This window comes from Marinomonas sp. GJ51-14 (genome assembly GCF_055808695.1).
In genome coordinates, this window is the sequence record NZ_CM147879.1 from 2486374 (window position 1) to 2511460 (window position 25087).

A 25087-nucleotide genomic window follows, 5' to 3' on the forward strand; every position below is an offset into this window, starting at 1 on the left:
ATAGACGCTGCTAGTTAAAAAGCAAGGGGAACACGATGACTTCTAATATACCTTTATCGACTACCAAGCCGCATCTCGTTGTGGTGGGTAATGGCATGGTAGGCCATCATTTTGTAGAGCAGGTTATTGCTCTGGGCGGCCATGAGATTTTTCATATTACTGTATTTGGTGAAGAGCCTCATTTAGCTTATGACCGAGTACATCTAAGTGAGTATTTTACGGGTAAGGGCGCCGCTGATTTAGCCATGACAGATGGCTCTTTATACGATGATAATGGCGTGCGTTACTTTACGAATAGCTTGGTAATAGAAATCGATCGAGCTGGTAAAACACTGCTTCTACAAAACGGCAAATCCTTATCTTACGATAAACTCGTTCTTGCTACAGGTTCCTATCCTTTTGTTCCTCCTATTCCGGGTCATAAGCGTGATAACACATTTGTTTATCGTACGTTAGAAGATTTGGATGCGATTCGAGACTGCGCCAAAACAGTGACACGCGGCACGGTAGTTGGTGGCGGATTGTTAGGTTTAGAAGCCGCTAATGCATTAAAAAATCTCGGTCTTGAAACCAGTGTTGTTGAGTTTGCTCCTCGCCTTATGCCCGTTCAGTTAGATGAAAAGGGCGGTAGCGTTCTCAAAGGAATGATCGAAGGTTTAGACGTGAAGGTATACACAGATACGGCGACCCAAGAAATCGTTGATGGAGAAACGGCTTTTCATCGTATGAATTTTGCAGATGGTACACACCTTGAAACGGATTTGATTTTGTTTTCTGCGGGTATTCGTCCTCAAGATGCGCTCGCGAAACAATCTGGTTTGGAGATGGGAGAACGTGGTGGCATCACCATTAACAATCAGTGCCAAACCAGCGATGCAGATATTTATTCTATTGGTGAATGTGCGCTTTGGAATAATCGAATTTTTGGTTTGGTTGCACCAGGTTATACCATGGCGAAAGCCGCAGCAGGCCATTTAATGGGTGACGCAAGTTTGTCATTCACTGGTGCTGATATGAGTACCAAACTGAAATTGCTTGGTTGCGATGTAGGTTCTGTTGGTGATGCTCATGCACAAACTCAAGGCTGTAAAGTCTTCGTTTATCAGGATGAAATCAGTCAGAGCTACCGCAAAATGGTGGTGTCGGAAGATGGTAAAAAATTATTAGGTGCGGTGCTTGTTGGTGACAATAGTTATTACGATACCTTGCTGCAATATTATTTGAATGCGATTGATTTACCTGAGCAAGCACAATCCTTGATATTACCAGCCATGGATGGTGCACCAGCTGCATTGGGTGTAGATGCTTTACCTTCAACGGCGTCTATTTGTAGTTGTCATAATGTATCTAAACAAGACATTGCTGATGCCGTCTGCAATGGTGCTTTGTCCGTTGGTGATGTGAAAGGTATAACAAAAGCAGCGACAGGTTGTGGTGGTTGTGCAGCTCTTCTGAAAAAAGTGGTTGATAACGAATTGTTAGCGCTAGGTGTTGAAGTCAGTACAGATATTTGTGAGCACTTCGCTTATACCCGCCAAGATTTATATAACTTAGTTAAAATCGAAGGGATCAAAAGCTTCGACAGCCTATTAAAAAAACACGGGAAAGGGCACGGTTGTGAAATTTGTAAACCTGCCATCGGTTCAATCTTAGCCAGTGTATGGAATGAGTTTGTACTTAAAAAAGAACACATTAGCTTGCAAGACACCAATGATCGTTTTTTAGCAAACATGCAAAAAGACGGAACTTATTCCATTGTGCCGCGTATTCCCGGTGGTGAAATTACACCTGAACGATTGATCGTTTTGGGTGAAGTTGCAAAAGAATACAAGCTGTATACCAAGGTAACAGGCGGTCAGCGTATCGATTTATTTGGTGCAACCTTGGCTCAGTTACCTGAAATTTGGGAAAAATTGATCGCTGCAGGATTTGAAACAGGCCAAGCCTACGGTAAATCTTTGCGCACGGTGAAGTCTTGTGTGGGCAGTACATGGTGTCGTTATGGAGTAAATGACAGTATGAAAATGGCGATAGATCTCGAAAATCGCTACAAGGGTTTACGTTCACCTCACAAAATCAAATTTGCCGTTTCCGGTTGTACTCGTGAATGTGCAGAAGCTCAGAGTAAAGACATCGGCGTCATTGCAACAGAAGGCGGTTGGAATCTTTATGTTTGTGGTAACGGCGGTATGAAACCACGTCATGGTGATTTATTCGCTACTGATCTTGATGATGAAACACTCGTTAAATACATAGACCGTGTGTTGATGTTTTATACGAAAACAGCCGATCGTCTGCAGCGTACATCTGTTTGGATGGATGGGTTAGAAGGTGGTTTAAGTTATCTAAAAGACGTGGTTATTAATGACAAACTAGGTTTGTGTGAAGAACTAGAAGCCAATATGCAAAATGTTGTTGATACATTCCAATGCGAGTGGAAAACAACCTTGGAAGACCCTGAAGCGCTGAAAACTTTCCGTCAATTTGTGAACTATGAAGGCGTCGACAGTAACGTCATGTTTATTGAAGAGCGTGATCAAATACGTCCAGCGACGGATGTCGAAAAACAGCAATTAATCGCTAAGGTAGGTTAGAAGATGACGACGCAATGGAAATTAGTATGTAAGCAAGATGACCTTGTGGCGGATGCGGGTGTTGCAGCCATGGTTAATAATGAGCAAGTTGCACTATTTTATGTGCCAGAGTCTGAGAATAAGGTTTTCGCGATTGGTAATTGGGATCCTATTGGTAAAGCGAATGTGCTTTCAAGAGGCTTGATTGCACACCTTCAAGATCAATGGGTCGTTGCAAGCCCTTTATATAAGCAGCATTTTGCCTTGTCTTCAGGTCAATGCTTGGAAGAAGAGATAAACGTCCCTCATTGGGAAGCAAAGCTCGAAGGTGATGAGGTTTATATTGCATTAAACCCTAACGCTACGAACTGATCAGTCAAGACGGTTTATTAATAAGCGGCGGTGCATTTTTATTATTTTTTGCACCATATTGGTGCTCATTTTTGATTGGATTAATAACTGTGATGTTAATGAAAGCTGCTAGCTGACTGATAAAGGTGTCTTGTCTTTATATCAACGTTTGTTATTAGTTGGCTTATATATTGCTTTATTATAAATAACTGATGCGACGTAAACCGACGAAGGCTTACACATAAAGTAGTCAGATATTACAAAAGGCAACGAGGCCCAACCATTTTTCTAGAAAAGTGGTTGGGCCTTTTTTTGTTTTTGAAAAAGGCGAAAGGACGTTTTATGACAACAATCGGAAAAACAACCTGCCCATATTGTGGTGTTGGATGTGGTGTAAATTTATCGGTTCCAGATTCTTCGATGGAAGCTATACCTCCGGTTTCTGGTGATGTGGATCATCCAGCTAATTTTGGCCGCCTTTGTGTAAAAGGCAGTAGCCTCGCTCAAACTATTCAGTCTGATGACCGTTTACTCACGCCCATTGTTAAAGGTGAGTCCGTTTCTTGGGAATCGGCTGTTGATACTGTGGGGGAGAAAATTGCTCAAGTAGTAAAAGATCATGGACCTGATGCGTTTGCTTTTTATCTATCAGGACAAATTCTGACGGAAGATTATTATGTTGCTAACAAATTAGCGAAAGGTTTTATTGGTACGGCGAATGTGGATACCAACTCTCGTTTGTGTATGGCATCTGCCGTGGTTGGCTACAAACGAGCGTTTGGTTCCGATACGGTGCCGTGTAATTACGAAGATTTAGAATTGTGTGATTTGTTGATCATGGTCGGATCTAATGCGGCGTGGACGCATCCTATTTTGTATCAACGAATTGCGGCGGCAAAGAAACAACGCCCTCACATGAAAATTGTTGTTATTGACCCAAGAGAAACCGCTACCTGTGATATTGCTGATCTGCATTTAGCGATTAAGCCCGGGACAGACGCCGCTGTATTCTCATTTTTGTTACATCATTCCGTTCAGGCTGGTGTGATTGATCATGGATTTATCTCTCGCCATACCAATGGCTTTAAAGAAGCTTTGGAACAAGCAAATGAGTCAACACCGACACTGTCTTCTGCGGTCAGCTTTTGCGGTGTCAGTGAACAAGACCTGATGCTGTTAGCCAGCTGGTGGAACGAAACCCCGAAAGCAGTGACGTTTTATTCTCAAGGTATTAATCAGTCCTCATCTGGTGTTGATAAATGCAATGCGATTATTAATTGTCATTTGGCAACAGGACGAATAGGCAAAGAAGGCGCAGGGCCATTTTCCATTACAGGTCAGCCAAATGCCATGGGTGGTCGGGAAGTGGGAGGTTTAGCCAATCAACTTGCCGCGCATATGGATTTTGCAACACCAGGTGCGCAGCAGTTAGTGCAAACGTTTTGGCAAGCGCCAAATATGGCCACTGAAAACGGCTTGAAGGCCGTTGATCTATTTCAAGCAATGGAAGAAGGTAAAGTCAAAGTGGTTTGGATTATGTCGACCAATCCTATGGTGAGTTTGCCTGACACGGCTCAAGTAAGACGCGCATTAGAAAAGTGTGAATTAGTGATTGTCAGTGACTGCAAAGCCCATACTGATACGACGGCGATGGCGGATGTTTTGTTTCCTGCTACAGGTTGGAGTGAAAAAGACGGAACAGTGACTAACTCGGAACGCAGGATATCTCGTCAGCGAGGTTTATTACCAGCTCCAGGTGAAGCCAAGCATGATTGGTGGGCGATTTGCGAAGTAGCGAAACGCTTAGGTTATCAATCCGCATTTTCATATCAAAGTGCGCATGAGATTTTTGTTGAGCATGCCGCCTTATCTGCCTTCGAAAATAACGGTAAACGAGATTTTGATATTGGTCATTTTAGCCAAATGACGAAAACAGAATATGACGATTTGATACCTGTACAATGGCCCGTTCCAAAAGGTCGTCCACAAGGGACAGAACGTATGTTTGAAGATGGGCGATTTTTTACGCCGGACGGCCGCGCTAAATTTGTTCCTATTATTCCTGTATTACCGGTTCATGCATCAACACCAGAATGGCCGTTTACATTGAATACGGGTCGAGTTCGAGATCAATGGCATACTATGACGAGAACAGGGGATGCGGCGTTACTAACAAAACACACTGACCAGCCTTATGTTGAAATTCATCCGAAAGATGCCAAACACCTTAGAATTGAAGATAAGACGTTAGTTCGTATTACTTCATCTTATGGCGAAGCCTTATTAAAAGCCAAAGTCAGCCGCGCCGTTTCACCGGGCAATGTTTTTACACCAATCCATTGGACTCGGCAGTTCTCAAATGCAGCGGTTGTCTCAAACCTTATACCTCAAGTCGTTGACCCGTTATCAGGGCAACCTGAATCCAAGCATGCTCAGGTGAAACTTGAAGCTGTCAATGGGGTTAGTTATGGCGTTATTGTTTCGAGCACGCCTTTAGAGTCATTGGATTTTACTTATTGGTGTCTTGTTCCCTCTGAGCAAGGTTATCATTACGAAGTGGTTTGGTCCGTTGGCAAAAATGTTACGTCGATTCTGTCTTTATTCAATCAAAGAGAGCGATCAAATGGTCAATGGCTAGAGTATACTAATCCCAGCACACAACAAATTCGATTGGCTCATCTTTATCGCAATACTTTGACTGCGGTGGTCTATATCCATCCTAAGCCTGAATCTATTTCATGCGATTGGCTGGTGTCCAAATTGGCTGAAGGTGAAGAGCTTTCTGAATTAGATCGGATGGCCATTCTTGTCGGAGCACCTGCGAACGTCGAAGATAAAGGCACCATAGTGTGCTCATGCTTCCAGATTGGCAGCAAGCAAATTGAGAAATCTATTGAAGAGGGTGTGTGTTCTGTTGAAGAGCTTGGAGCGAGTTTAAAATGTGGAACAAATTGTGGCTCTTGTTTACCTGAATTAAAACACTTTATACCGATTATGACGGAGCTCACTGTATGAGTAATACCTTTACACAATATGTCAAAATCCTTGGGCGAGGAAAAAAAGGGTCCCGTACCTTGACCACAGACGAAGCTCATCAGGCGATGTCTCTAATATTGTCAGGGAGTGTAGAGCCGGCACAATTAGGTGCTTTTTGGATGCTGATTCGTATTCGTGAAGAAACCGTTGAAGAAACCGTTGGTTTTACAAAAGCGACACGAGAATTTCTTTTTAATGATGAAGCATTAGAGATAGAAGTTGACCTAGATTGGCCTTCGTATGCTGGTAAGCGAAATGAATTACCCTGGTTTCTATTAGCCGCATTGGCATTAGCGAATTATGGTGTGAAAACTGTCATGCATGGTCATGTGTTTAAAGGTGAGGAAAGAATTTTTGTTGAGGAGGCTATTCGAGCTTTAAGTTTGTCTATTTGTCATTCACCTATGGAGGTGAAGCAGAGTATTGATCGGAACAATTTTGCTTATATGCCTTTGAAAGATATTAATTCCACGTTAAGTGACATGATGAATTTGAAATACACACTTGGATTGCGCTCTCCTGTCAACACAGTGGTTCGTATGATGAACCCATTTTTTGCCGCTCACAGTGTTCATGGAGTGTTTCATACGGGTTATGATATTTTGCATGTTTCAGCGTGTGAGAAGTTAAATGATCCTTCTGTGCTTATTTTTCGTGGTGGCAACGGTGAAGCAGAAGTAAACCCTGAGCGAGAAGTCACCCTATGGAAGTGGCAAAATAGACTGGCGAGTTCGACTAGTTGGGCAAAAGCTGAGAAAGAGCATAAGCGTCTCAAAAACAATTTAGATTTGTCTCGTTTGACTGATCATTGGTGTGGTAAAGACATAGACCAGTTCGGTGATCAAGCAGTAAGACAAACCATCGCATCAGTTGCTGGGCTTATTTATAGTGTTATTTCCCATGAAGAATGTTTAGCCTTAGCGGATGAAATTTGGTCTAAACGTGATAAAAGCTGGTTAGCTAAAAAGGTATAAAAGAGGCGTTATGGTATTTGAATCTCTTACTGGAGCGGTTTTAGCTGGTGGCAAAGGCACACGAATGGCAAGCCAAGACAAAGGGCTTTTGCTTTTTGATGGTCAGTCTATGGCGTTAAGAGTAGTACTTGCTCTTGAGAGTGTCGCTGATGTTGTATTTATCAATGCTAATAGAAATATTCAGCAATATTCAGAGTTAGGCTTTAAGGTGATTTCTGATGCTGAAAAACATCATGACAAAGGGCCTCTTTCCGGTTTATTTACTTGTTTACAGCGTGCAGAATCGACTCATTTATTGATTTCTCCTTGCGATACACCTCAGATTAGTCGTGCTGCATTTCTTGCGTTAAAAGCTGCAGGTATTGAAAAACCACATAAAATCCATTATTTGAAAGATGAATCTGGCAGTCATCCACTGCATGCTATCCTTCCAACAAGTTCATCCTTGTTAAAATTGGATGAATTTTTAGAGCAAAAAAATCGCTACAGCGTCATGGCGTTTTATGATTTTTTTGGTAGTGAATCTGTGATGTGGAATAGGAGAGAAGAGTTATTGAATGTTAATACACCAGATAACCTTAGTCTAAGATATCAATGAGCTTCAATACTGTTTAAAAGAGTCTATGTCTAACTGATAAGATTCGCCATCTTCTTTGTGCTCAAGTTTAACCAATAAGTAATCGAACTTTGGAACAAACCAAAATGCAGTTTGTTTTCCTTTGTTTAAATTATCCACACGAACAATCTTAATTGCTGACACTCGCCCTAGCTCAGTATTGATTGTTTCCCGTTGTCTACGTTCGAATCGCCAGTTTTTAATGTATCCACCATCTGCTATTTGATAGTCAAATTCATTCTTACCCAATTTTAAATCTTGTCTAATTTGTAATTGAATAGACAGCTTATCTAAAGTTTTTGGGTTAATGGCAAGATTCCATGGTTTGTCTTTAACATCGTTGCGAACGAGGTTTTGCTTCCAATCAAAAGTAAGTGTTGCTGAGCGTTTTTTTCCTAATACTTTGCTTTTGTATTGGTATTTTGTTGGAATTATTTGATGGTCTTCAACATAAAAAATTGACGTTTCATCTAATGAGGCAATCATGCTGTCAGCAGAAAAAATAAATTTCCAGAGGTTATCTGATTGTTTGGATAAGGTTTGTTTTCCTTCTACTTTTAAGCTGATTCCTTTTTTCCAGACTGTACTGTAAACCGCAGAATAAGGCGTTAGAAACGGGTCTATATCAGGTATTTTTTCCAGTGTTTCTTGAGAAGACGACTCTGTAGAAATAGGTTGTTTTGTAGCTGTGCTAGATTCTGCAGAAAGAGAAAGTATGGGCGTTACGCTTAAAATAACTGTCAAAGATATTAAAATTTTATGAACGCGCATACTTTTTCCTGAATTATGTTAGTGCTTTGCTATAAAGAATGCCGCTTTCTGGAAGCGTTTCTCCGTCTAAAATGGCGTGGCCTTTATGAAGTGCTAATCTGTCTTCACTGAACCATTTAACAGCCAGAGGGTAGATTATATGCTCCAAGGCGTGAACCTTAGTCGCTAAGGTTTCTGCCGTTTCTTCTGTTTCTATCTTAGTGCTAGCTTGAAGTATTACTGCGCCAGCATCAAGTTCTGAACTAACAAAATGAACAGACACACCATGTTCAGTATCGTTCGCATCAATGGCTCTTTGGTGTGTATTTAACCCTTTATACTTAGGTAATAATGAAGGGTGAATATTTAACATTCTACCTTCAAAGTGTTTCGTAAAAGTTTCAGTTAGAATACGCATAAAGCCAGCAAGTACGACAAGCTTAGGTTTATATTGATCAATAATTTTTTGTAACTCAGCGTCAAACTCTTCGCGGCTATCAAATAGCTTATGATTTAAAGCATGAGTAGCAATGCCTGCTGACTTTGCTCGCTCTAACCCGTAAGCATCTGCTTTATTACTGATGACAGCACAGATATTGATATTTAATTCACCTTGCAAGCTTTGATCAATCAAAGCTTGCAAGTTGCTGCCGCTGCCAGAAATCAAGACAACGATGGGGAAGCTCATGCCTGACTCTCTAAATCAGAAATCAGTACCTCTTTGCCACCGTTACGAGCACAAACTTCACCAATAACCCAAGCGTTTTCGCCTTCGGCTTTTAATATAGCTAAAGCGTCATCTGCTTTTTCAGCATCAATAGAAAGTACCATACCAACACCACAGTTTAAAACACGGTACATTTCTTCTTGTTCAACATTACCTTGTTCTTGTAACCAATCGAATACAGCTGGGCGTTTCCAGCTTGTTGCATCAATTTTGGCAGCAGCGTCTTCGGGAAGTACGCGAGGAATATTTTCTAGTAAACCACCACCAGTAATGTGAGCAAGGGCATTAACAGAAATGCTTTCCATTAATTTAAGAATAGATTTCACATAAATACGTGTTGGTTCCATCAAGGCGTCTTTTAATGCTACGCCATCGATTTTTTGAGTCAGGTCTGCTTTGCTCACTTCTAAGATTTTACGGATAAGTGAATAACCGTTTGAATGAGGACCAGAGGAACCTAAAGCGATTAAGACATCGCCAGGTTTTACATTAGTACCATCAATGATGTTTTCTTCTTCAACCACGCCAACGCAAAAGCCAGCTAGATCGTAGTCACCATCATGGTACATCCCTGGCATTTCAGCCGTTTCTCCGCCCACTAGGGCACAACCAGCCTGTAGACAGCCTTCGCCTATGCCGGTAACGACGTTTGCTGCAACATCGATATCTAGCTTGCCTGTCGCGTAGTAATCAAGGAAGAGTAAAGGTTCTGCGCCAGCGACCACAAGATCATTAACACACATGGCAACTAAATCTATACCAATAGTGTCGTGCTGATTTAAATCCATTGCTAGACGAAGCTTTGTTCCAACACCATCAGTGCCAGAAACAAGAATGGGATTTTTATATTTTGTCGGAAGGCGTGTCAAAGCACCAAATCCACCCAGGCCACCCATTACTTCAGGGCGACGAGTTTTTTTGCTTACGCCTTTAATGCGTTCAACAAGTTGATTACCTGCGTTGATATCTACGCCTGCGTCTTTATAACTAATTGATGGTTTATCTGACTTGGTCATTGCCTATGCCTTATCATGGTACGAGGAAAAAAAGGCATTTTAGCATAGTGACGCATTAGGGCTATGGTTCTTTGTAATTAAGACAGTAGAATAGACAAATAAACGAAGGAAGGGCTATGAATTCTCGTATATTTTTACTACTTATTAGTGTTTTTTGTATTTCAACCGTAAATGCCGTCTCAATTAAGGGATTGTATAACGCTGAAATTAATTTACCTGTGACTCAATCTGAAGCCAAGATGCTGAATGAAGCATTTGGTTTAGCTGCAGAAGAGGTCTTAATAAAGGTATCTGGTGATAAAAATGCCATCACTGGAGATCTACTTAAAGAAGCTAAGAAAAAAGCATCAACTTGGGTGGCGCAGCATTCTGTTTCTTCCTTGAGTGAGTTAATGGCTTCTGAAAACGGTTTTGTTCCTGGTAAGCAAATTAAGGTGACTTTTTATCAAGAGTCTATTGATGGCTTTTTATCTCAAAATGGCTTGCCTGTTTGGGGGGAATCGACCTTCTGTACTTATTTGGTTAGTTAACGAAAATAATGGTGTGCGAGCATTATCTGGAGCAAGGTCGCCTTCCGCAGTTTTGAGTGAGTTTGCTTTGTCGGCAAAAAAAGTGGGCGTGCCAATTTATGCACCTTTACTTGATGATGTTGATAAGCAAAAAATTAGCGCTTCTGATGTTTGGGGGTTTTTCGAAGATAGTATTAGTGATGCAAGTCGACGTTATCAGACTGATGCTGTCGCTGCTGTAAGAGTGAGTAGTTATGCTGGTCATATTGGCGGTAGTTTGTTGGTATTGCTAAAAAGTGGTGAAAGGGAGCGTTTTATCTTAAATGGTGACACGACAACTGAAATCATTGAGCAAGCCAGTACTAATTTAGCCAAAGTGTTTTCTTCTCGTTATGCATCAGTTCGAAATGGAGCTGCGGCAAGTAAGTTAAGTGTTCAAGTGGCTGGTATAAAGAATTACAACGCAATGAACAAGGTGCAGTCATATTTAGAGAGTATTGGTGTGGTTCGTGGCGTTTCTTTGGTTGAGGTGAATGGTGAGAAAGTTGAGTTTTCTGTTGAAATCGACGGAGACAAACAGAAGCTTTTCAATAGTATTTCATTGAGTCGATTGCTGATCAGTGCGCCTTTGAATGCTTTGGATCCTGATGCAAACCGGGTGGCATCTTATCAATATAGTGGAGGCTGAAAAATGACAGAGTTACTCAAAGAAAATGCTATTGAACGAGATTTTTATGCTCGTTCAATAGAGGAGCAAAATGATTTTTTATCACAGACCTGGTGTAATTCTTGTGGTGAAATCGATTTAGGAATGAAGAACCCTAAAGAGTTTGAAACCTCTGATCGAGTTTGGATTGAAGGTGAATGCTTGAAATGTGGTCAGTCAACGATTACTGAAATCGTAGAAGAAGACGAGGAATAATAGTTTTGGGTTCTCTAGATATAAAAAAAATCGCGCTTAATAGCGCGATTTTTTTTATATCTAACTCATTAAGTGTCTACTTGTCAGTAGGGTAATCTCTTTCTGGTTTGCCTACATATAATTGGCGTGGACGTCCAATTTTGTAAGGTCCTGAAATCATTTCATTCCAGTGAGAAATCCAACCAATCGTTCTAGACATAGCAAAAATCACAGTAAACATACTGGTTGGGATACCAATTGCTTTCATTATGATGCCAGAATAGAAGTCTACGTTTGGATAAAGCTTACGCTCTACAAAATAAGGGTCTTCTAAGGCAATTTGCTCAAGGCGCTTGGCGATTTTTAGAAGAGGGTCATTTGACATGCCTAACTCTGCTAAAACTTGGTCACAAGTCTCACGCATGACTTTGGCTCGTGGATCAAAGTTTTTGTAAACTCGATGACCAAAGCCCATCAGGCGGAATGGATCATTTTTGTCTTTTGCTTTTGCAATAAACTCATCAATATTCTCAACATCACCAATTTCTTCCAGCATAGTTAATACTGCTTCGTTAGCTCCGCCATGAGCAGGCCCCCAAAGAGTTGCAATACCGGCTGCGATACAAGCAAATGGGTTTGCACCAGAAGAGCCTGCTAGACGTACAGTAGATGTTGACGCGTTTTGTTCATGGTCCGCGTGCAATATAAAGATACGATCCATTGCTTTAGCAAACACTGGATTTACTTTGTATTCTTCACAAGGTGTTGCAAACATCATGTATAAGAAGTTTTCTGCATAAGATAAGTCGTTACGTGGGTACATAACTGGTTGATCTTTGGAGTACTTGTAGCAAATTGCTGCTAGCGTTGGCATTTTTGAAATCAAACGGAATGCTGCGATTTCACGATGCTCTGGGTTATTAATGTCCATATGATCTTGGTAAAAAGCCGACAAAGCGCCAACTAAACCACACATAATTGCCATTGGGTGAGCATCATTACGGAAACCTTCGATAAATTTATGCATCGATTGGTTAACCATAGTGTGTTTACCAACGGTTTTATCGAATTGTTCTTTTTGCTTTTTATCTGGAAGTTCTCCATAAAGCAAAAGATAGCATGTTTCTAGATAATCTGAATGTTCTGCAAGTTGGGCAATTGGATAACCTCTGTGCAAAAGGATTCCAGCGTCACCATCTATATAAGTAATAGAGGATTCGCAAGAGCCAGTAGACATAAATCCTGGGTCATAGGTGAATACACCGTTAGCACCTAGAGCTCGAACGTCAATAACGTCTGTGCCTAATGTGCCTGAAAGAACAGGAAGTTCGATAGTTTTATCGATCCCATCCACTTTAAGTTGTGCTTTTTTATCAGCCATTTATGGTCTCCTTCATATTCTGGTTCGGGGCTAAGAGGTCGTAAATTGACGCACCTAGACCAGAAGCTGCGGAAAAAATACTGTTTCTCGACTATAAAAGTCAATCTTGACCACTTACAGTCTGTTTACATTAGGGTCGGTTATTTTGTAATTTTATGACAAAACGATATTGTTAAGTGTTTTTTTAGTAAAGTTATATTTAATTTAAGTGTTTGATTTTAATGGTTTAATTTGGTTTTTTTTGATGTAATTTTTATGTAATTTTATACCATTATTGTTTCGGTTTATGGCTACATTCATTTGCTGAATGGCGATCATTGAAAACCTCTTGTTCAGTCTATTTGTCTTAGTATTTTTCACTGGTCTATAATTGCGGTCCCGATGATTTCATTGATTTGCTGACGTAAGCTGATAAAAGAGAGTCGCTTTTAGAAAGTCGTTTGCAAATCGATGAGATTTTCAAAGTAGGCCTATGATGTGTTTTGTCGCTTCCTATTCTTATAGTGAGTATTACACATATAGATATTGGGTCGTGATTGACCATTCAATCGTTAAGATGGTGTAAATGTCGTGAATAAAAAAAGACCAGTCAACCTTGATATTTCTACAATATCAATGCCAGTAACAGCAGTCGTGTCTATTCTTCACCGTATAACGGGAATCATTCTTTTTGTCGGTTTGGCATTCTTGTTTTACGCGTTCGATCTTTCTCTGGAATCTCAGGAAGGTTTTGATCAGGTGGTTAATACACTTCAAACAAGTTTCCTTGCGAAATTTATTATTTGGGGTGTTGTTTCTGCATTGATGTATCACCTTGTTGCAGGTGTTAAACACTTGTTTATGGATTTGGGGCATTTTGAAGAGTTAGAGAGTGGCCGTAATGCTGCTATTGCTAACATAGTAATTGCTGCGATCCTAATCGTATTAGCAGGAGTGTGGATATGGTAACTCAAATTACAAGCTTTGGCCGTTCTGGTCTTTATGATTGGATGATGCAGCGTGTTTCTGCAATTGTCTTATCTTTGTACACAGTATTTATTATCGGTTATCTATTATTGAATCCTGATCTTACGTATGACCAATGGAGTGCTTTGTATGAAGCAACTTGGATGCGTGTTTTTAGTTTAATGGTTCTTTTATCGATTGGTGTCCATTCGTGGATTGGTCTGTGGTCAATTTCTACAGACTATATTAAAGCCACCGGTGCACGTTTTTTCTTTCAATCTATATGTGGTCTTGCGATGTTTGTTTATATCGTATGGGGCGTTCAGGTTATTTGGGGGCTATAAGTAATGGCGAATATTCGTACTCTTTCTTTTGATGCCATTGTTATTGGCGGCGGCGGCGCAGGTATGCGTGCAGCACTTCAGTTAACCGAATCTGGTTTAAATACGGCATGTGTAACTAAGGTTTTTCCTACTCGTTCACACACAGTTTCTGCCCAAGGTGGTATTACTTGTGCTATCGCGAGTGATGATCCTAATGATGATTGGCGCTGGCACATGTATGACTCAGTTAAAGGGTCAGATTATATTGGTGACCAAGACGCTATTGAATATATGTGTTCAGTTGGTCCACAAGCTGTTTTCGAATTAGAGCATATGGGCTTGCCATTTTCTCGTACAGAGCAAGGGCGTATCTATCAGCGCCCGTTTGGTGGTCAGTCTAAAGATTTTGGTAAAGGTGGGCAGGCTGCTCGTACTTGTGCGGCGGCAGACAGAACTGGTCATGCGCTTTTACATACGCTTTATCAAGGTAATCTTAAAGGTGGCACTACATTCCTTAACGAATGGTATGCGACTGATTTAGTGAAGAATGACAAAGATGATGTAGTCGGTGTTATTGCAATTTGTATTGAAACCGGTGAAACAGTTTACCTAAAAGCGAAAGCTACTGTTATCGCAACGGGCGGTGCAGGTCGTATTTTCCAATCTACAACGAATGCACATATTAATACTGGTGACGGTGTTGGTATGGCTTTGCGTGCTGGTTTTCCAATGCAAGATATGGAAATGTGGCAGTTCCACCCAACTGGTATATATGGCGCGGGTACACTTGTTACAGAAGGTTGTCGTGGTGAAGGTGGTTACCTGATCAACAAAGACGGCGAACGTTTCATGGAACGTTATGCGCCAAACGCAAAAGATTTGGCTGGTCGTGATGTTGTTGCTCGTTCTATGGTTCTTGAAATCTTAGAAGGTCGCGGTTGTGGGCCTAAAGGTGATCATGTATTGCTTAAGCTTGATCATTTGGGCGAAGAAACCTTGAATCAGCGTCTACCTGGTATTCTTGAATTGTCTCGAACTTTTGCTCATGTTGATCCAGTTAAAGAGCCAATCCCTGTTATTCCAACTTGTCATTACATGATGGGCGGTATTCCAACTAATATAGGTGGGCAGGCGCTTAAGACAAATGAAGCCGGTGAAGATGTTATTATTGGCGGCCTTTATGCTTGTGGTGAAGCGGCTTGTGTATCTGTTCATGGTGCTAATCGTCTTGGTGGTAACTCATTGCTTGATTTGGTTGTGTTTGGTCGAGCAGTTGGTCTTCAGGTTAAAAAATCTTTGGATGAAGGTTTTGAATTGCTTGATGCTGATAGTACTAATATCGAGAAAGCGATGGTTCGTTTGAATCGCTTGAACAATACCACTGGTGGTGAAAGCGTTGCGCAAGTTCGTGACGATTTACAGAGCGTTATGCAGCTGTACTTTGGTGTATTCCGCGATGGTGATGCCATGCAGAAAGGTTTGACTCAACTTCAAGAGATTCGTAAGCGTGTTGAAAACTTGCACCTTGAAGATAAGAGTCAGGCATTTAATACTGCACGAATTGAAGCTCTTGAGCTTGAGAATCTATTGGAAGTTGCGGAAGCAACTGCTATCCCTGCTGAATTCCGTAAGGAAAGTCGTGGTGCTCATGCTCGTAACGATTTTACTGAACGTGACGATGAAAACTGGTTGAAGCATTCTTTGTTCCACCCAGCAGATAAGAAAGTGACTAAGCGCGATGTTAACTTTGCGCCAAAAACTATGGAAGCTTTCCCACCTAAAGTTCGTTCATACTAAGGAGTTGTGTCAATGTTAGTTAGTATTTATCGCTACAATCCTGAGAAGGACGACGCTCCTTATATGCAGGATTACGAAGTTGATTTACCAGAAGGCAAAGACCTAATGGTACTGGATGTCTTGAACTTATTAAAAGCTCAAGACCCAAGCATTTCTTACCGTCGCTCATGCCGTGAAGGTGTATGTGGTTCTGATGGTATGAATATGTCGGGTAAAAATGGTCTTGCTTGCATTACACCTGTGTCAGAGGCAATTAAAAACGGTAAGTTGGTTTTACGTCCTTTGCCAGGCCTGCCAGTTGTACGAGATCTGGTTATTGATATGGGGCAATTTTATAAGCAGTATGAAAAAATTCGTCCATACCTGATTAATGATGCGCCTGCGCCAGCAATTGAGCGCTTGCAAAGCCCTGAAGAGCGTGAAAAGCTTGACGGCCTTTACGAATGTATCTTGTGTGCGTGTTGTTCTACTGCTTGCCCATCTTTCTGGTGGAATCCAGATAAGTTTGTTGGACCATCTGGTTTATTACAAGCATATCGCTTTTTAGCTGATAGCCGTGATACAGCAACACAAGAGCGTCTTAGTGATTTAGATGATCCTTTTAGTGTTTTCCGTTGTCACGGTATTATGAACTGTGTGAATGTTTGCCCTAAAGGTCTAAATCCTACTAAGGCAATCGGCAATATTCGTACAATGCTTTTACAAAGAGCGACTTAATCATGTTCTGTGTGGTCTTAAATCGTGTTTTAATATGACCACTGAAAGCCGGCGGCTTGAATATTTATTCAATGCCGCCATTTTTGCATATTCTAATGTAGAGAATGCAGTAAAAAGAATTTAAAATTTGATCTTCGTAGGTATGGATGCATCAAGAAAGCCCACTAGCTTAGTGATTATGGATTCAGAACGATTTGTTATTCTTAATAAATTGCTCTTAGTGGTTTAGTATTGAACATGAAGATTAGAAGTAGCTGGAAATAAACAAAAAATCGAGGCTTTAGTAGCCTTACGGGCCTGATAAATTAATTGATCTAAATGTAGATTGATGCCGGGACCCCGGTGGCTGGCTCGAACATAAGGGTGATCGAGAATGCACGAAAGTTTAATGGAGTTGCTGTGGAGCACTTCTCATTTCTCAGGTGGAAACCTGGAATATGTGGAAGGGCTGTTTGAAAGCTACCTCGTCGATCCGAATTCGGTATCGGAAGAATGGCGCAAATGTTTTGATCAATTGCCTCGTGTAAGCGAAGCGCAATCAACTGATCTTCCTCACTCCGTGATCCAAGAACAGTTTCTACAAATTGGTAAGAATAAATTTCGCTCAATGCCTGTTTCTTCAGGTAGTGCTGCGACATCTGACCATGAGCAGAAACAAATCAATGTTTTACAGTTGATCAATGCTTATCGAGTACGTGGGCATCAACATGCAACACTTGATCCGCTTGGATTGCAAAAACGTGAGAAAGTCGCAGATCTAGATCTTGGTTATCATCAGTTAACTGGTGCTGATCTAGACACAGAGTTTAATGTTGGTTCTTTGTTCTTTAATAAAGAGTCAATGAAGTTAGGTGATATAATATCTGACCTCGAAAAAACCTACTGCAATAGTATTGGTTATGAATTTATGCACATTGTAGATACGCAGGAAAAAGCGTGGCTGCAACAACGTGTTGAATCTGTCCGATCTCATCCTGAATATTCTCAAGAAACCCGTGAGAGCTTGTTAGAGCGTTTAACTGCAGCAGAAGGCTTAGAGAAATATCTTGCTAGCCGTTATCCTGGTGCAAAACGTTTTGGTCTTGAGGGGGGGAAAGTTTAATCCCAATGATCAATGAGTTGATACAACGTTCTGGCTCTCTTGGGGCGAAAGAAGTTGTTATTGGTATGGCTCACCGTGGTCGTCTTAATGTTTTGGTAAATACATTAGGTAAGAACCCGAAAGACTTGTTTGATGAGTTTGAAGGTAAAAAGCTGGTTAATACTTCGGGTGACGTTAAATACCACCAAGGTTTCTCATCAAATGTGATGACGTCTGGTGGAGAAGTGCATATTGCCTTGTCTTTTAATCCATCGCATTTAGAAATCGTTTCACCTGTAGTAGAAGGCTCTGTTCGTGCTCGTCAAGATCGTCGTAAAGATGCATCGGGCAAAACGGTTGTTCCTATCTCTATTCATGGTGATGCAGCCTTTGCTGGTCAAGGTGTGGTTATGGAGACATTCCAGATGTCTCAAACTCGTGCATACCGTACAGGTGGTACAGTACATATTGTTATTAACAACCAAGTTGGTTTTACCACTAACCGTCAAGAGGATTCTCGCTCAACTGAATATGCAACGGATGTTGCTAAAATTATTCAAGCGCCTATTTTCCACGTTAATGGCGATGATCCAGAAGCCGTATTGTTTGTTACGCAACTAGCCTTGGATTACCGCTACGAGTTCGGCCGTGATGTTGTGATTGACATGGTTTGTTACCGTCGTCGTGGTCATAATGAAACTGATGAACCTTCTGGTACTCAGCCATTAATGTATAGTGTGATTAGTAAGCTAAAAACTACTCGCACCTTATATTCAGAACGTTTGATTAGTGAAGCTGTAGTTACACAAGAAAAAGCAGATCAAATGGTCAGTGAGAACCGAGAAGATTTGGATAATGCTCGTCATGTTGCGAAGAGCCTTGTTCTTGAGTCTCAAACTGGTTCATTTGTGGACTGGAAGCCTTATCTTGGTGTGGAATGGACGGATGCGGGGGATACTACATACCCATTAGCGAGGCTACAGGAAGTTGCTAAGAAACTAACAACGGTTCCTGATGGTGTTGTGATTCAACGCCAAGTTCAGAAAATATATCAAGACCGTGATAAGATGACGGCGGGTGCGTTACCACTAAACTGGGGTTATGCAGAGACATTGGCTTTTGCTACTTTACTTGAGCAAGGGTACCCAATTCGTATTACTGGTCAGGACTCTGGTCGTGGTACTTTCTCGCATCGTCATGCAGTTATTCATAGTCAAAAAGACGGTAGTACTTACATTCCGCTGAAGCATTTGTCTGATGATCAACCTACGTTGGATCTATATGACTCTTATCTTTCAGAAGAAGCAGTATTGGCTTTTGAATATGGTTATGCAAGCACATCACCGCAAGGTTTAGTTATTTGGGAGGCACAATTTGGTGACTTCGCAAATGGTGCGCAAGTGGTTATTGACCAATTTATTACCAGTGGTGAGCATAAGTGGGGCCGTTTGTGTGGTCTAACTATGTTGTTGCCGCACGGCTATGAAGGTCAGGGGCCAGAGCACTCATCCGCAAGACTAGAGCGCTTTTTGCAGCTTTGCGCTGAATACAATATTCAGGTTTGTGTTCCAACTACGCCGTCTCAAATCTTCCATATCATTCGACGTCAAGCAATTCGTCCAATGCGTCGTCCGCTTATTATTATGTCACCTAAGAGTTTGTTGCGTCATAAACAAGCCATTTCGACATTAGAAGACTTAGCGGAAGGAAGTTTTAAAACGGTATTACCGGAATCGTCTGAAACTGTTACTGCGGATAAAGTAAAACGCATTGTCCTTTGTAGCGGTAAAGTTTATTACGACTTGATTAACCGTCGTGAGGAGCTGCAAAAAGATGATGTCGCTGTGATTCGCTTAGAGCAATTATATCCGTTCCCATATACAGACCTTGAGTCCGTGTTAGAACAGTATAAAAATGTTGAGAGCTTGGTTTGGTGTCAAGAAGAGCCGAAAAACCAAGGTGCTTGGCATGCTAATCGTCATCGCATGAATCGAGTATTGGAAAAACTGTACCCAGAATTGAAAATCCGCTTTGCGGGTCGAATTTCGTCTGCTGCACCAGCAGCTGGTTACATGTCTATCCATGTTGAAGAACAAGAAGCACTGGTCAACGACGCACTAGTTGGTTAGTACCATAGCCTGTCAGAGAGATAAGGGTATAAAATGAGCATTGAAATTAAAGCACCTACTTTTCCAGAATCTGTAGCAGACGGAACCGTTGCTACTTGGTACAAACAGCCAGGCGAAGCCTGTGCACGTGATGAGCACATTGTAGATATTGAGACAGATAAAGTTGTTTTGGAAGTTGTTGCACCAGCTGATGGTGTACTGAAAGAAGTATTGAAAGCTGAGGGTGATGTCGTGCTTAGCGATGAAGTCTTGGCTATATTTGAATCTGGCGCGGCAGCCGCCTCAGCAACAGCTGAAAAAGCACCTGCAGCGGCTCCTGTTGCTGCAGCAGCGCCAGCCGCTTCAGCAACAGAGTCAGTACAGATTAAAGCACCAACTTTTCCTGAGTCAGTGGCAGAAGGTTCTGTTGCTGCATGGCACAAAAAACCAGGTGAAGCTTGTGCTCGTGACGAGCATATTGTAGACATCGAAACAGATAAAGTTGTACTTGAAGTTGTTGCTCCAGCAGATGGTGTGATCGGTGATATTTTGAAAGCCGAAGGCGATACTGTTTTAAGTGATGAAGTATTAGCTAACTTCTTAGTCGGTGCTTCTGGCGCGACAGCGGCACCTGAAGCTGCTGCTCCAGTTGCTGCAGCGGAAAGTGATGAAGACGGCGTGGCAGGACCTGCGGCCCGTAAAGCATTAGCTGAAGCTGGGTTGACTGTTGCTCAAGTTAAAGGAACTGGAAAAGGTGGTCGTATCACGAAAGAAGATGTTGATGCAGCCGTTAAAGCGAAACCTGCTGCGGCACCTGTTGCTGCTAAAGCAGCTCCAGTAGCTGTACCTGCATTAGGTGCGGATGGTCGTATCGAAAAACGCGTTCCTATGACTCGCCTTCGTGCAACAATCGCGAAACGTCTAGTAGAAGCTCAGCAAACGGCAGCCTTATTGACGACTTATAATGAAGTCAATATGGGACCTATAATGGAACTTCGTAAGAAATATAAAGACGAGTTTATTAAGGCTCACAATGGTACTAAGCTTGGTTTCATGTCTTTCTTTGTTAAAGCTGCAACAGAAGCTCTAAAACGCTTCCCAGCGGTAAACGCATCTATTGATGGGAATGACATGGTTTACCATGGTTACCAAGATATTGGTGTTGCTGTATCAACAAACCGCGGTTTGATGGTTCCAGTGTTGCGTAACACAGAAGCGATGGGGCTAGCTGATATTGAATCTAATATCATGGACTTCGCACTTCGTGGCCGTGATGGCAAACTGGGTATGGATGACATGCAGGGTGGTACTTTCACTATTACAAACGGTGGTACTTTCGGTTCCCTAATGTCTACACCAATTATTAATCCACCTCAAACAGCTATCTTGGGCATGCATAAAATCCAAGATCGTCCAATGGCGGTTAATGGTCAAGTTGTTATTCAACCTATGATGTACCTTGCATTATCTTATGACCATCGCATGATTGATGGTAAAGAAGCGGTACAATTCTTGGTAACAATTAAAGACTTGCTAGAAGATCCAGCTCGTCTATTGCTTGAAATCTAAAGCATTAGATTCTTAGTTCTAATTAGGGACTGAGAAACTTAACACTTGAGTATTCGTACCAACTTTTAGGTATGAATTGATCCTGTAGCAGTGTTTAGACAAAACGCTGCTCAGTTTGACTTAAAAATATGGAACCTCTTATGTCTGATAAATTTGATGTTGTTGTAATCGGTGGCGGCCCTGGTGGCTATGTCGCTGCAATTCGTGCTGCTCAGCTAGGTCTGAAAACAGCATGTATTGAGAAATGGTTAGACAAAGACAACAAGCCTCGTCTAGGTGGTACTTGTTTGAATGTTGGTTGTATTCCTTCTAAAGCATTGTTGGATTCTTCTCACAAGTATCATGATGCGAAAGAAGCTTACGGTGTACACGGTATTAGTGTCGGCGAAGTCGCTATGAACGTTGATACAATGGTAGATCGTAAAGATAAAATCGTTGACCAGCTTACAAGTGGTATTACTGGTCTTTTCAAAGCCAATGGCGTAACAAGCTTTGAAGGTTTTGGTAAAGTTCTAGCAAATAAAAAAGTAGAATTTACAGCACATGACGGTACTGTAACGGTTATCGATGCTGAAAATGTTATTTTGGCGACTGGCTCTATTCCAGTAAATATTCCACCTGCACCACGTACAGGTGACATCATTGTTGATAATGAAGGTGCTCTTGATTTCCGTACAGTTCCTAAGCGCTTGGGCGTTATTGGTGCTGGCGTTATCGGTCTAGAGTTGGGTTCTGTTTGGTCACGTCTTGGTTCAGAAGTTGTTGTGCTTGAGGCACAAGATTCTTTCCTAAGTGTTTGTGACCAAGACCTAGCGAAAGAAGCCGCTAAGATCTTCAAAAAACAACATCTTGATGTTCGTTTAGGCGCACGTGTTACTGGTAGCCAAATTAATGGCGAAGAAGTTGAAGTAACTTATCTTGATGCTAAAGGCGAAGAGCAAAAACAAACTTTTGATAAGTTGATTGTTGCTGTTGGTCGCAAGCCATTCACAGAAGGTTGTTTCTCTGATGACTCTGGTGTGAAACTAGATGAGCGTGGCTTTGTATTCGTTGATGAGCAGTGCCGTACTTCGGTACCAGGTGTTTTCGCAATTGGTGATATTGTTCGCGGACCAATGCTTGCGCATAAAGCGTCTGAAGAAGGTGTTATGGTTGCAGATATTATTGCTGGTCATAAAGCGCAAATGAATTACGATTGCATACCTTCTGTTATTTATACTCACCCAGAACTTGCTTGGGTTGGTAAAAATGAGCAAGAACTTAAAGCTGAAGGCGTTAAGTTTAAAGTAGGTAAATTCCCATTCGCGGCATCTGGTCGTGCAATGGCAGCCAACGATACAGATGGCTTTGTTAAAATAATTGCTTGTGAAGAAACAGATCGCATTTTAGGTTGCCATATTATTGGTGGCCATGCCGCTGATTTGATCGCACAAGCAGTTATTGCAATGGAGTTTGGTTCTACAGCAGAAGATATCGCTTTGACTGTATTTGCTCACCCAACAGTAAGTGAAGCAGTACATGAAGCGGCATTAGCAGTAGATGGCCATGCTATCCACATTGCAAACCGTAAAAAGCGTTAATAATTTAGATTTGCCGGCTTCGAGCCGGTAATTTCTGTCTTAGTAGACAGAGCTTATGTCAATCATTCAGATGAGCGGAAGAATCAAATGAACTTACATGAATATCAGGCTAAACAGCTTTTTGCTGAATACGGTCTGCCAGTATCTAAAGGGTACGCAGTCGACACGCCGGAAGCGGCAGTGGAAGCAGCGAAAAAAATCGGTGGTGACAAGTGGGTTGTTAAAGCTCAGGTTCACGCTGGTGGTCGCGGTAAAGCAGGCGGTGTAAAACTTGTTGATTCTTATGAAGAAGTTGCAGCATTTACACAAAACTGGTTGGGTAAAAATCTAGTTACATACCAAACAGATGAAAACGGCCAGCCAGTTGCTAAGATTCTTGTTGAATCTTGTACTGACATCGCGAACGAATTGTACCTAGGTGCTGTTGTTGACCGTTCTACTCGTAAAGTCGTATTCATGGCCTCTACTGAAGGTGGTGTTGAGATTGAGAAAGTAGCTGAGGAAACCCCTGAGCTAATCCACAAAGCGATCATTGATCCTTTGGTTGGCGCTCAACCTTACCAAGCTCGTGAATTAGCATTTAAATTGGGTCTTAACCCAGTTCAAATCAAGCAATTCACTAAAGTATTCCTTGGTTTGTCTCAAATGTTCCACGACTACGATTTCGCATTGCTTGAAATCAACCCTCTTGTTATTACTGATGAAGGTAACCTTCATTGCCTAGATGGCAAAATTGGCATCGACAGCAACGCTGTTTATCGTCAGAAGAAAATGCAAGAGTTCCATGATCCATCTCAAGAAGATGAGCGTGAAGCCCATGCTGCACAATGGGAACTTAACTACGTAGCACTAGACGGAAACGTTGGCTGCATGGTTAACGGTGCCGGCCTAGCAATGGGTACAATGGACATCGTAAACCTACATGGCGGCAAACCTGCTAACTTCCTAGACGTAGGTGGCGGCGCGACAAAAGAACGTGTAGCTGAAGCATTTAAAATCATTCTTTCTGATACAAACGTTAAAGCAGTATTGGTTAATATCTTTGGTGGTATCGTACGTTGTGACATGATCGCTGAAGGTATTATCGGTGCTGTTGAACAAGTAGGCGTTACTGTGCCTGTTGTTGTTCGTTTAGAAGGTACGAATGCTGACCTTGGTCGTGAAGTATTAGCAAAATCTGACCTTGATATCATCGCGGCTACAAGTCTTAAAGATGCAGCTATTCAAGTTGTTAAAGCTGCGGAGGGCAAATAATGTCTGTATTAATTAATAAAGATACTAAAGTTATCTGTCAGGGTTTCACTGGCGGACAGGGTACTTTCCATTCTGAGCAAGCAATTGCTTACGGAACAAAAATGGTTGGTGGTGTAACTCCAGGTAAAGGTGGTCAAACTCACCTAGGCCTACCTGTTTTCAACACAGTAAAAGAAGCGGTTGAGCAAACTGGTGCTGAAGCATCTGTTATCTATGTACCAGCGCCTTTCTGTAAAGATTCTATCCTTGAAGCAGCTAACTCTGGTATCAAACTAATCGTTTGTATCACTGAAGGCATTCCTACTTTGGATATGCTTGATTGTAAAGTTGCTTGTGATGCTTTAGGTGTTCGTTTAATCGGCCCTAACTGCCCAGGTGTTATCACTCCTGGCGAATGTAAAATCGGCATCATGCCTGGTCATATCCATATGCCAGGTAAAGTAGGTATCGTATCTCGTTCTGGTACGTTGACTTATGAAGCAGTTAAACAAACTACTGACGCTGGCTTCGGTCAATCTACTTGTGTAGGTATCGGTGGTGATCCAATTCCAGGTACTAACTTTATCGACGTATTGGAAATGTTCCAAAACGATCCACAGACTGAAGCGATTGTTATGATCGGTGAAATCGGTGGTACTGCTGAAGAAGAAGCGGCTGCTTACATCAAAGCAAACGTGACTAAGCCTGTTGTATCTTACATTGCTGGTGTTACTGCACCTGCTGGTAAGCGTATGGGTCATGCTGGCGCGATCATTTCTGGTGGTAAAGGTACAGCGGATGAGAAATTTGCTGCTCTAGAAGATGCGGGTGTTAAAACTGTTCGCTCTCTAGCAGACATCGGTGCTGGCCTTAAAGAAATTACTGGCTGGTAAGCGATTA

Annotated in this window: 18 protein-coding genes and 2 pseudogenes; 16 read left to right on the plus strand and 4 right to left on the minus strand. The window is 41.7% G+C overall.

The features are described 5' to 3' along the window. Positions 1–35: 35 nt before the first annotated feature. The 5 genes from nirB to AC0L3Y_RS11975 all read left to right on the plus strand — a co-directional run bounded on the left by nirB (position 36) and on the right by AC0L3Y_RS11975 (position 7532). On the plus strand, positions 36–2594 hold the full coding sequence (gene nirB, locus AC0L3Y_RS11955) for a nitrite reductase large subunit NirB (protein WP_473463376.1): 2559 nt from the start codon (positions 36–38) through the stop codon (positions 2592–2594). A gap of 3 nt (positions 2595–2597) precedes the next feature. Further along, the gene (gene nirD, locus AC0L3Y_RS11960) at positions 2598–2945 is read left to right on the plus strand and encodes a nitrite reductase small subunit NirD (RefSeq protein WP_473463381.1); all 348 of its coding nucleotides are present in this window, start codon (positions 2598–2600) and stop codon (positions 2943–2945) included. Between the two features lie 321 nt (positions 2946–3266). Further along, on the plus strand, positions 3267–5939 hold the full coding sequence (locus AC0L3Y_RS11965) for a nitrate reductase (RefSeq protein WP_473463384.1): 2673 nt from the start codon (positions 3267–3269) through the stop codon (positions 5937–5939). After that, positions 5936–6934, plus strand: a complete 999-nt coding sequence (locus tag AC0L3Y_RS11970; RefSeq protein WP_473463389.1) for a glycosyl transferase family protein — start codon at positions 5936–5938, stop codon at positions 6932–6934. The genes AC0L3Y_RS11965 and AC0L3Y_RS11970 overlap by 4 nt, the downstream gene beginning before the upstream one ends. A 10-nt stretch (positions 6935–6944) precedes the next feature. Then, a complete protein-coding gene (locus AC0L3Y_RS11975) occupies positions 6945–7532 on the plus strand; it encodes a molybdenum cofactor guanylyltransferase (RefSeq protein WP_473463393.1) in 588 nt (195 codons plus the stop codon). Between the two features lie 3 nt (positions 7533–7535). Here the strand turns inward: AC0L3Y_RS11975 and AC0L3Y_RS11980 are convergent, their stop codons facing one another. The 3 genes from AC0L3Y_RS11980 to purM are packed head-to-tail and all read right to left on the minus strand — an operon-like array spanning position 7536 to position 10043. Continuing rightward, complete coding sequence (locus AC0L3Y_RS11980) at positions 7536–8321, minus strand: DUF3108 domain-containing protein (protein ID WP_473463398.1); 786 nt, start codon at positions 8319–8321, stop codon at positions 7536–7538. 13 nt (positions 8322–8334) lie between these two features. Continuing rightward, entirely contained in the window at positions 8335–8988 is a 654-nt protein-coding gene (gene purN, locus AC0L3Y_RS11985; protein ID WP_473463403.1) for a phosphoribosylglycinamide formyltransferase, read from the minus strand. Further along, complete coding sequence (purM, locus tag AC0L3Y_RS11990) at positions 8985–10043, minus strand: phosphoribosylformylglycinamidine cyclo-ligase (protein WP_473463409.1); 1059 nt, start codon at positions 10041–10043, stop codon at positions 8985–8987. The genes purN and purM overlap by 4 nt, the downstream gene beginning before the upstream one ends. A gap of 116 nt (positions 10044–10159) precedes the next feature. Here purM and AC0L3Y_RS11995 point away from each other — a divergent pair. Together AC0L3Y_RS11995 and AC0L3Y_RS12000 are read left to right on the plus strand one after the other, a co-directional pair. Beyond that, a pseudogene (locus AC0L3Y_RS11995) lies at positions 10160–11240 on the plus strand (DUF2066 domain-containing protein). 3 nt (positions 11241–11243) lie between these two features. Then, entirely contained in the window at positions 11244–11474 is a 231-nt protein-coding gene (locus AC0L3Y_RS12000; protein ID WP_473463413.1) for a hypothetical protein, read from the plus strand. 76 nt (positions 11475–11550) lie between these two features. Here AC0L3Y_RS12000 and gltA read toward each other — a convergent pair whose 3' ends face one another. Further along, positions 11551–12834, minus strand: a complete 1284-nt coding sequence (gltA, locus tag AC0L3Y_RS12005; RefSeq protein WP_473463419.1) for a citrate synthase — start codon at positions 12832–12834, stop codon at positions 11551–11553. Between the two features lie 570 nt (positions 12835–13404). On the opposite strand from gltA, the gene sdhC reads away from it, so the two are divergent. The 9 genes and pseudogenes from sdhC to sucD all read left to right on the plus strand — a co-directional run bounded on the left by sdhC (position 13405) and on the right by sucD (position 25080). Continuing rightward, complete coding sequence (sdhC, locus tag AC0L3Y_RS12010; RefSeq protein WP_473463422.1) at positions 13405–13782, plus strand: succinate dehydrogenase, cytochrome b556 subunit; 378 nt, start codon at positions 13405–13407, stop codon at positions 13780–13782. Beyond that, on the plus strand, positions 13776–14123 hold the full coding sequence (gene sdhD / locus AC0L3Y_RS12015) for a succinate dehydrogenase, hydrophobic membrane anchor protein (RefSeq protein WP_473463428.1): 348 nt from the start codon (positions 13776–13778) through the stop codon (positions 14121–14123). Before sdhC ends, sdhD begins: the two co-directional genes overlap by 7 nt. Positions 14124–14126: 3 nt before the next feature. Then, the gene (gene sdhA / locus AC0L3Y_RS12020) at positions 14127–15899 is read left to right on the plus strand and encodes a succinate dehydrogenase flavoprotein subunit (protein ID WP_473463433.1); all 1773 of its coding nucleotides are present in this window, start codon (positions 14127–14129) and stop codon (positions 15897–15899) included. Positions 15900–15911: 12 nt separating this feature from the next. Continuing rightward, positions 15912–16616, plus strand: coding sequence for a succinate dehydrogenase iron-sulfur subunit (locus tag AC0L3Y_RS12025; protein ID WP_473463437.1), 705 nt, complete (start codon positions 15912–15914; stop codon positions 16614–16616). A 373-nt stretch (positions 16617–16989) separates the two neighbouring features. Beyond that, a pseudogene (locus AC0L3Y_RS12030) lies at positions 16990–19826 on the plus strand (2-oxoglutarate dehydrogenase E1 component). Positions 19827–19859: 33 nt separating this feature from the next. Then, a complete protein-coding gene (gene odhB, locus AC0L3Y_RS12035) occupies positions 19860–21374 on the plus strand; it encodes a 2-oxoglutarate dehydrogenase complex dihydrolipoyllysine-residue succinyltransferase (RefSeq protein WP_473463440.1) in 1515 nt (504 codons plus the stop codon). Between the two features lie 140 nt (positions 21375–21514). After that, positions 21515–22954 carry a dihydrolipoyl dehydrogenase gene (gene lpdA, locus AC0L3Y_RS12040; protein ID WP_473463443.1) on the plus strand — a complete coding sequence of 480 codons (1440 nt, stop codon included), beginning with the start codon at positions 21515–21517 and terminating at the stop codon, positions 22952–22954. A gap of 87 nt (positions 22955–23041) precedes the next feature. Then, on the plus strand, positions 23042–24208 hold the full coding sequence (sucC, locus tag AC0L3Y_RS12045; RefSeq protein WP_473463447.1) for an ADP-forming succinate--CoA ligase subunit beta: 1167 nt from the start codon (positions 23042–23044) through the stop codon (positions 24206–24208). Beyond that, positions 24208–25080 carry a succinate--CoA ligase subunit alpha gene (gene sucD / locus AC0L3Y_RS12050; protein ID WP_036162314.1) on the plus strand — a complete coding sequence of 291 codons (873 nt, stop codon included), beginning with the start codon at positions 24208–24210 and terminating at the stop codon, positions 25078–25080. Before sucC ends, sucD begins: the two co-directional genes overlap by 1 nt. Positions 25081–25087 lie beyond the last annotated feature (7 nt).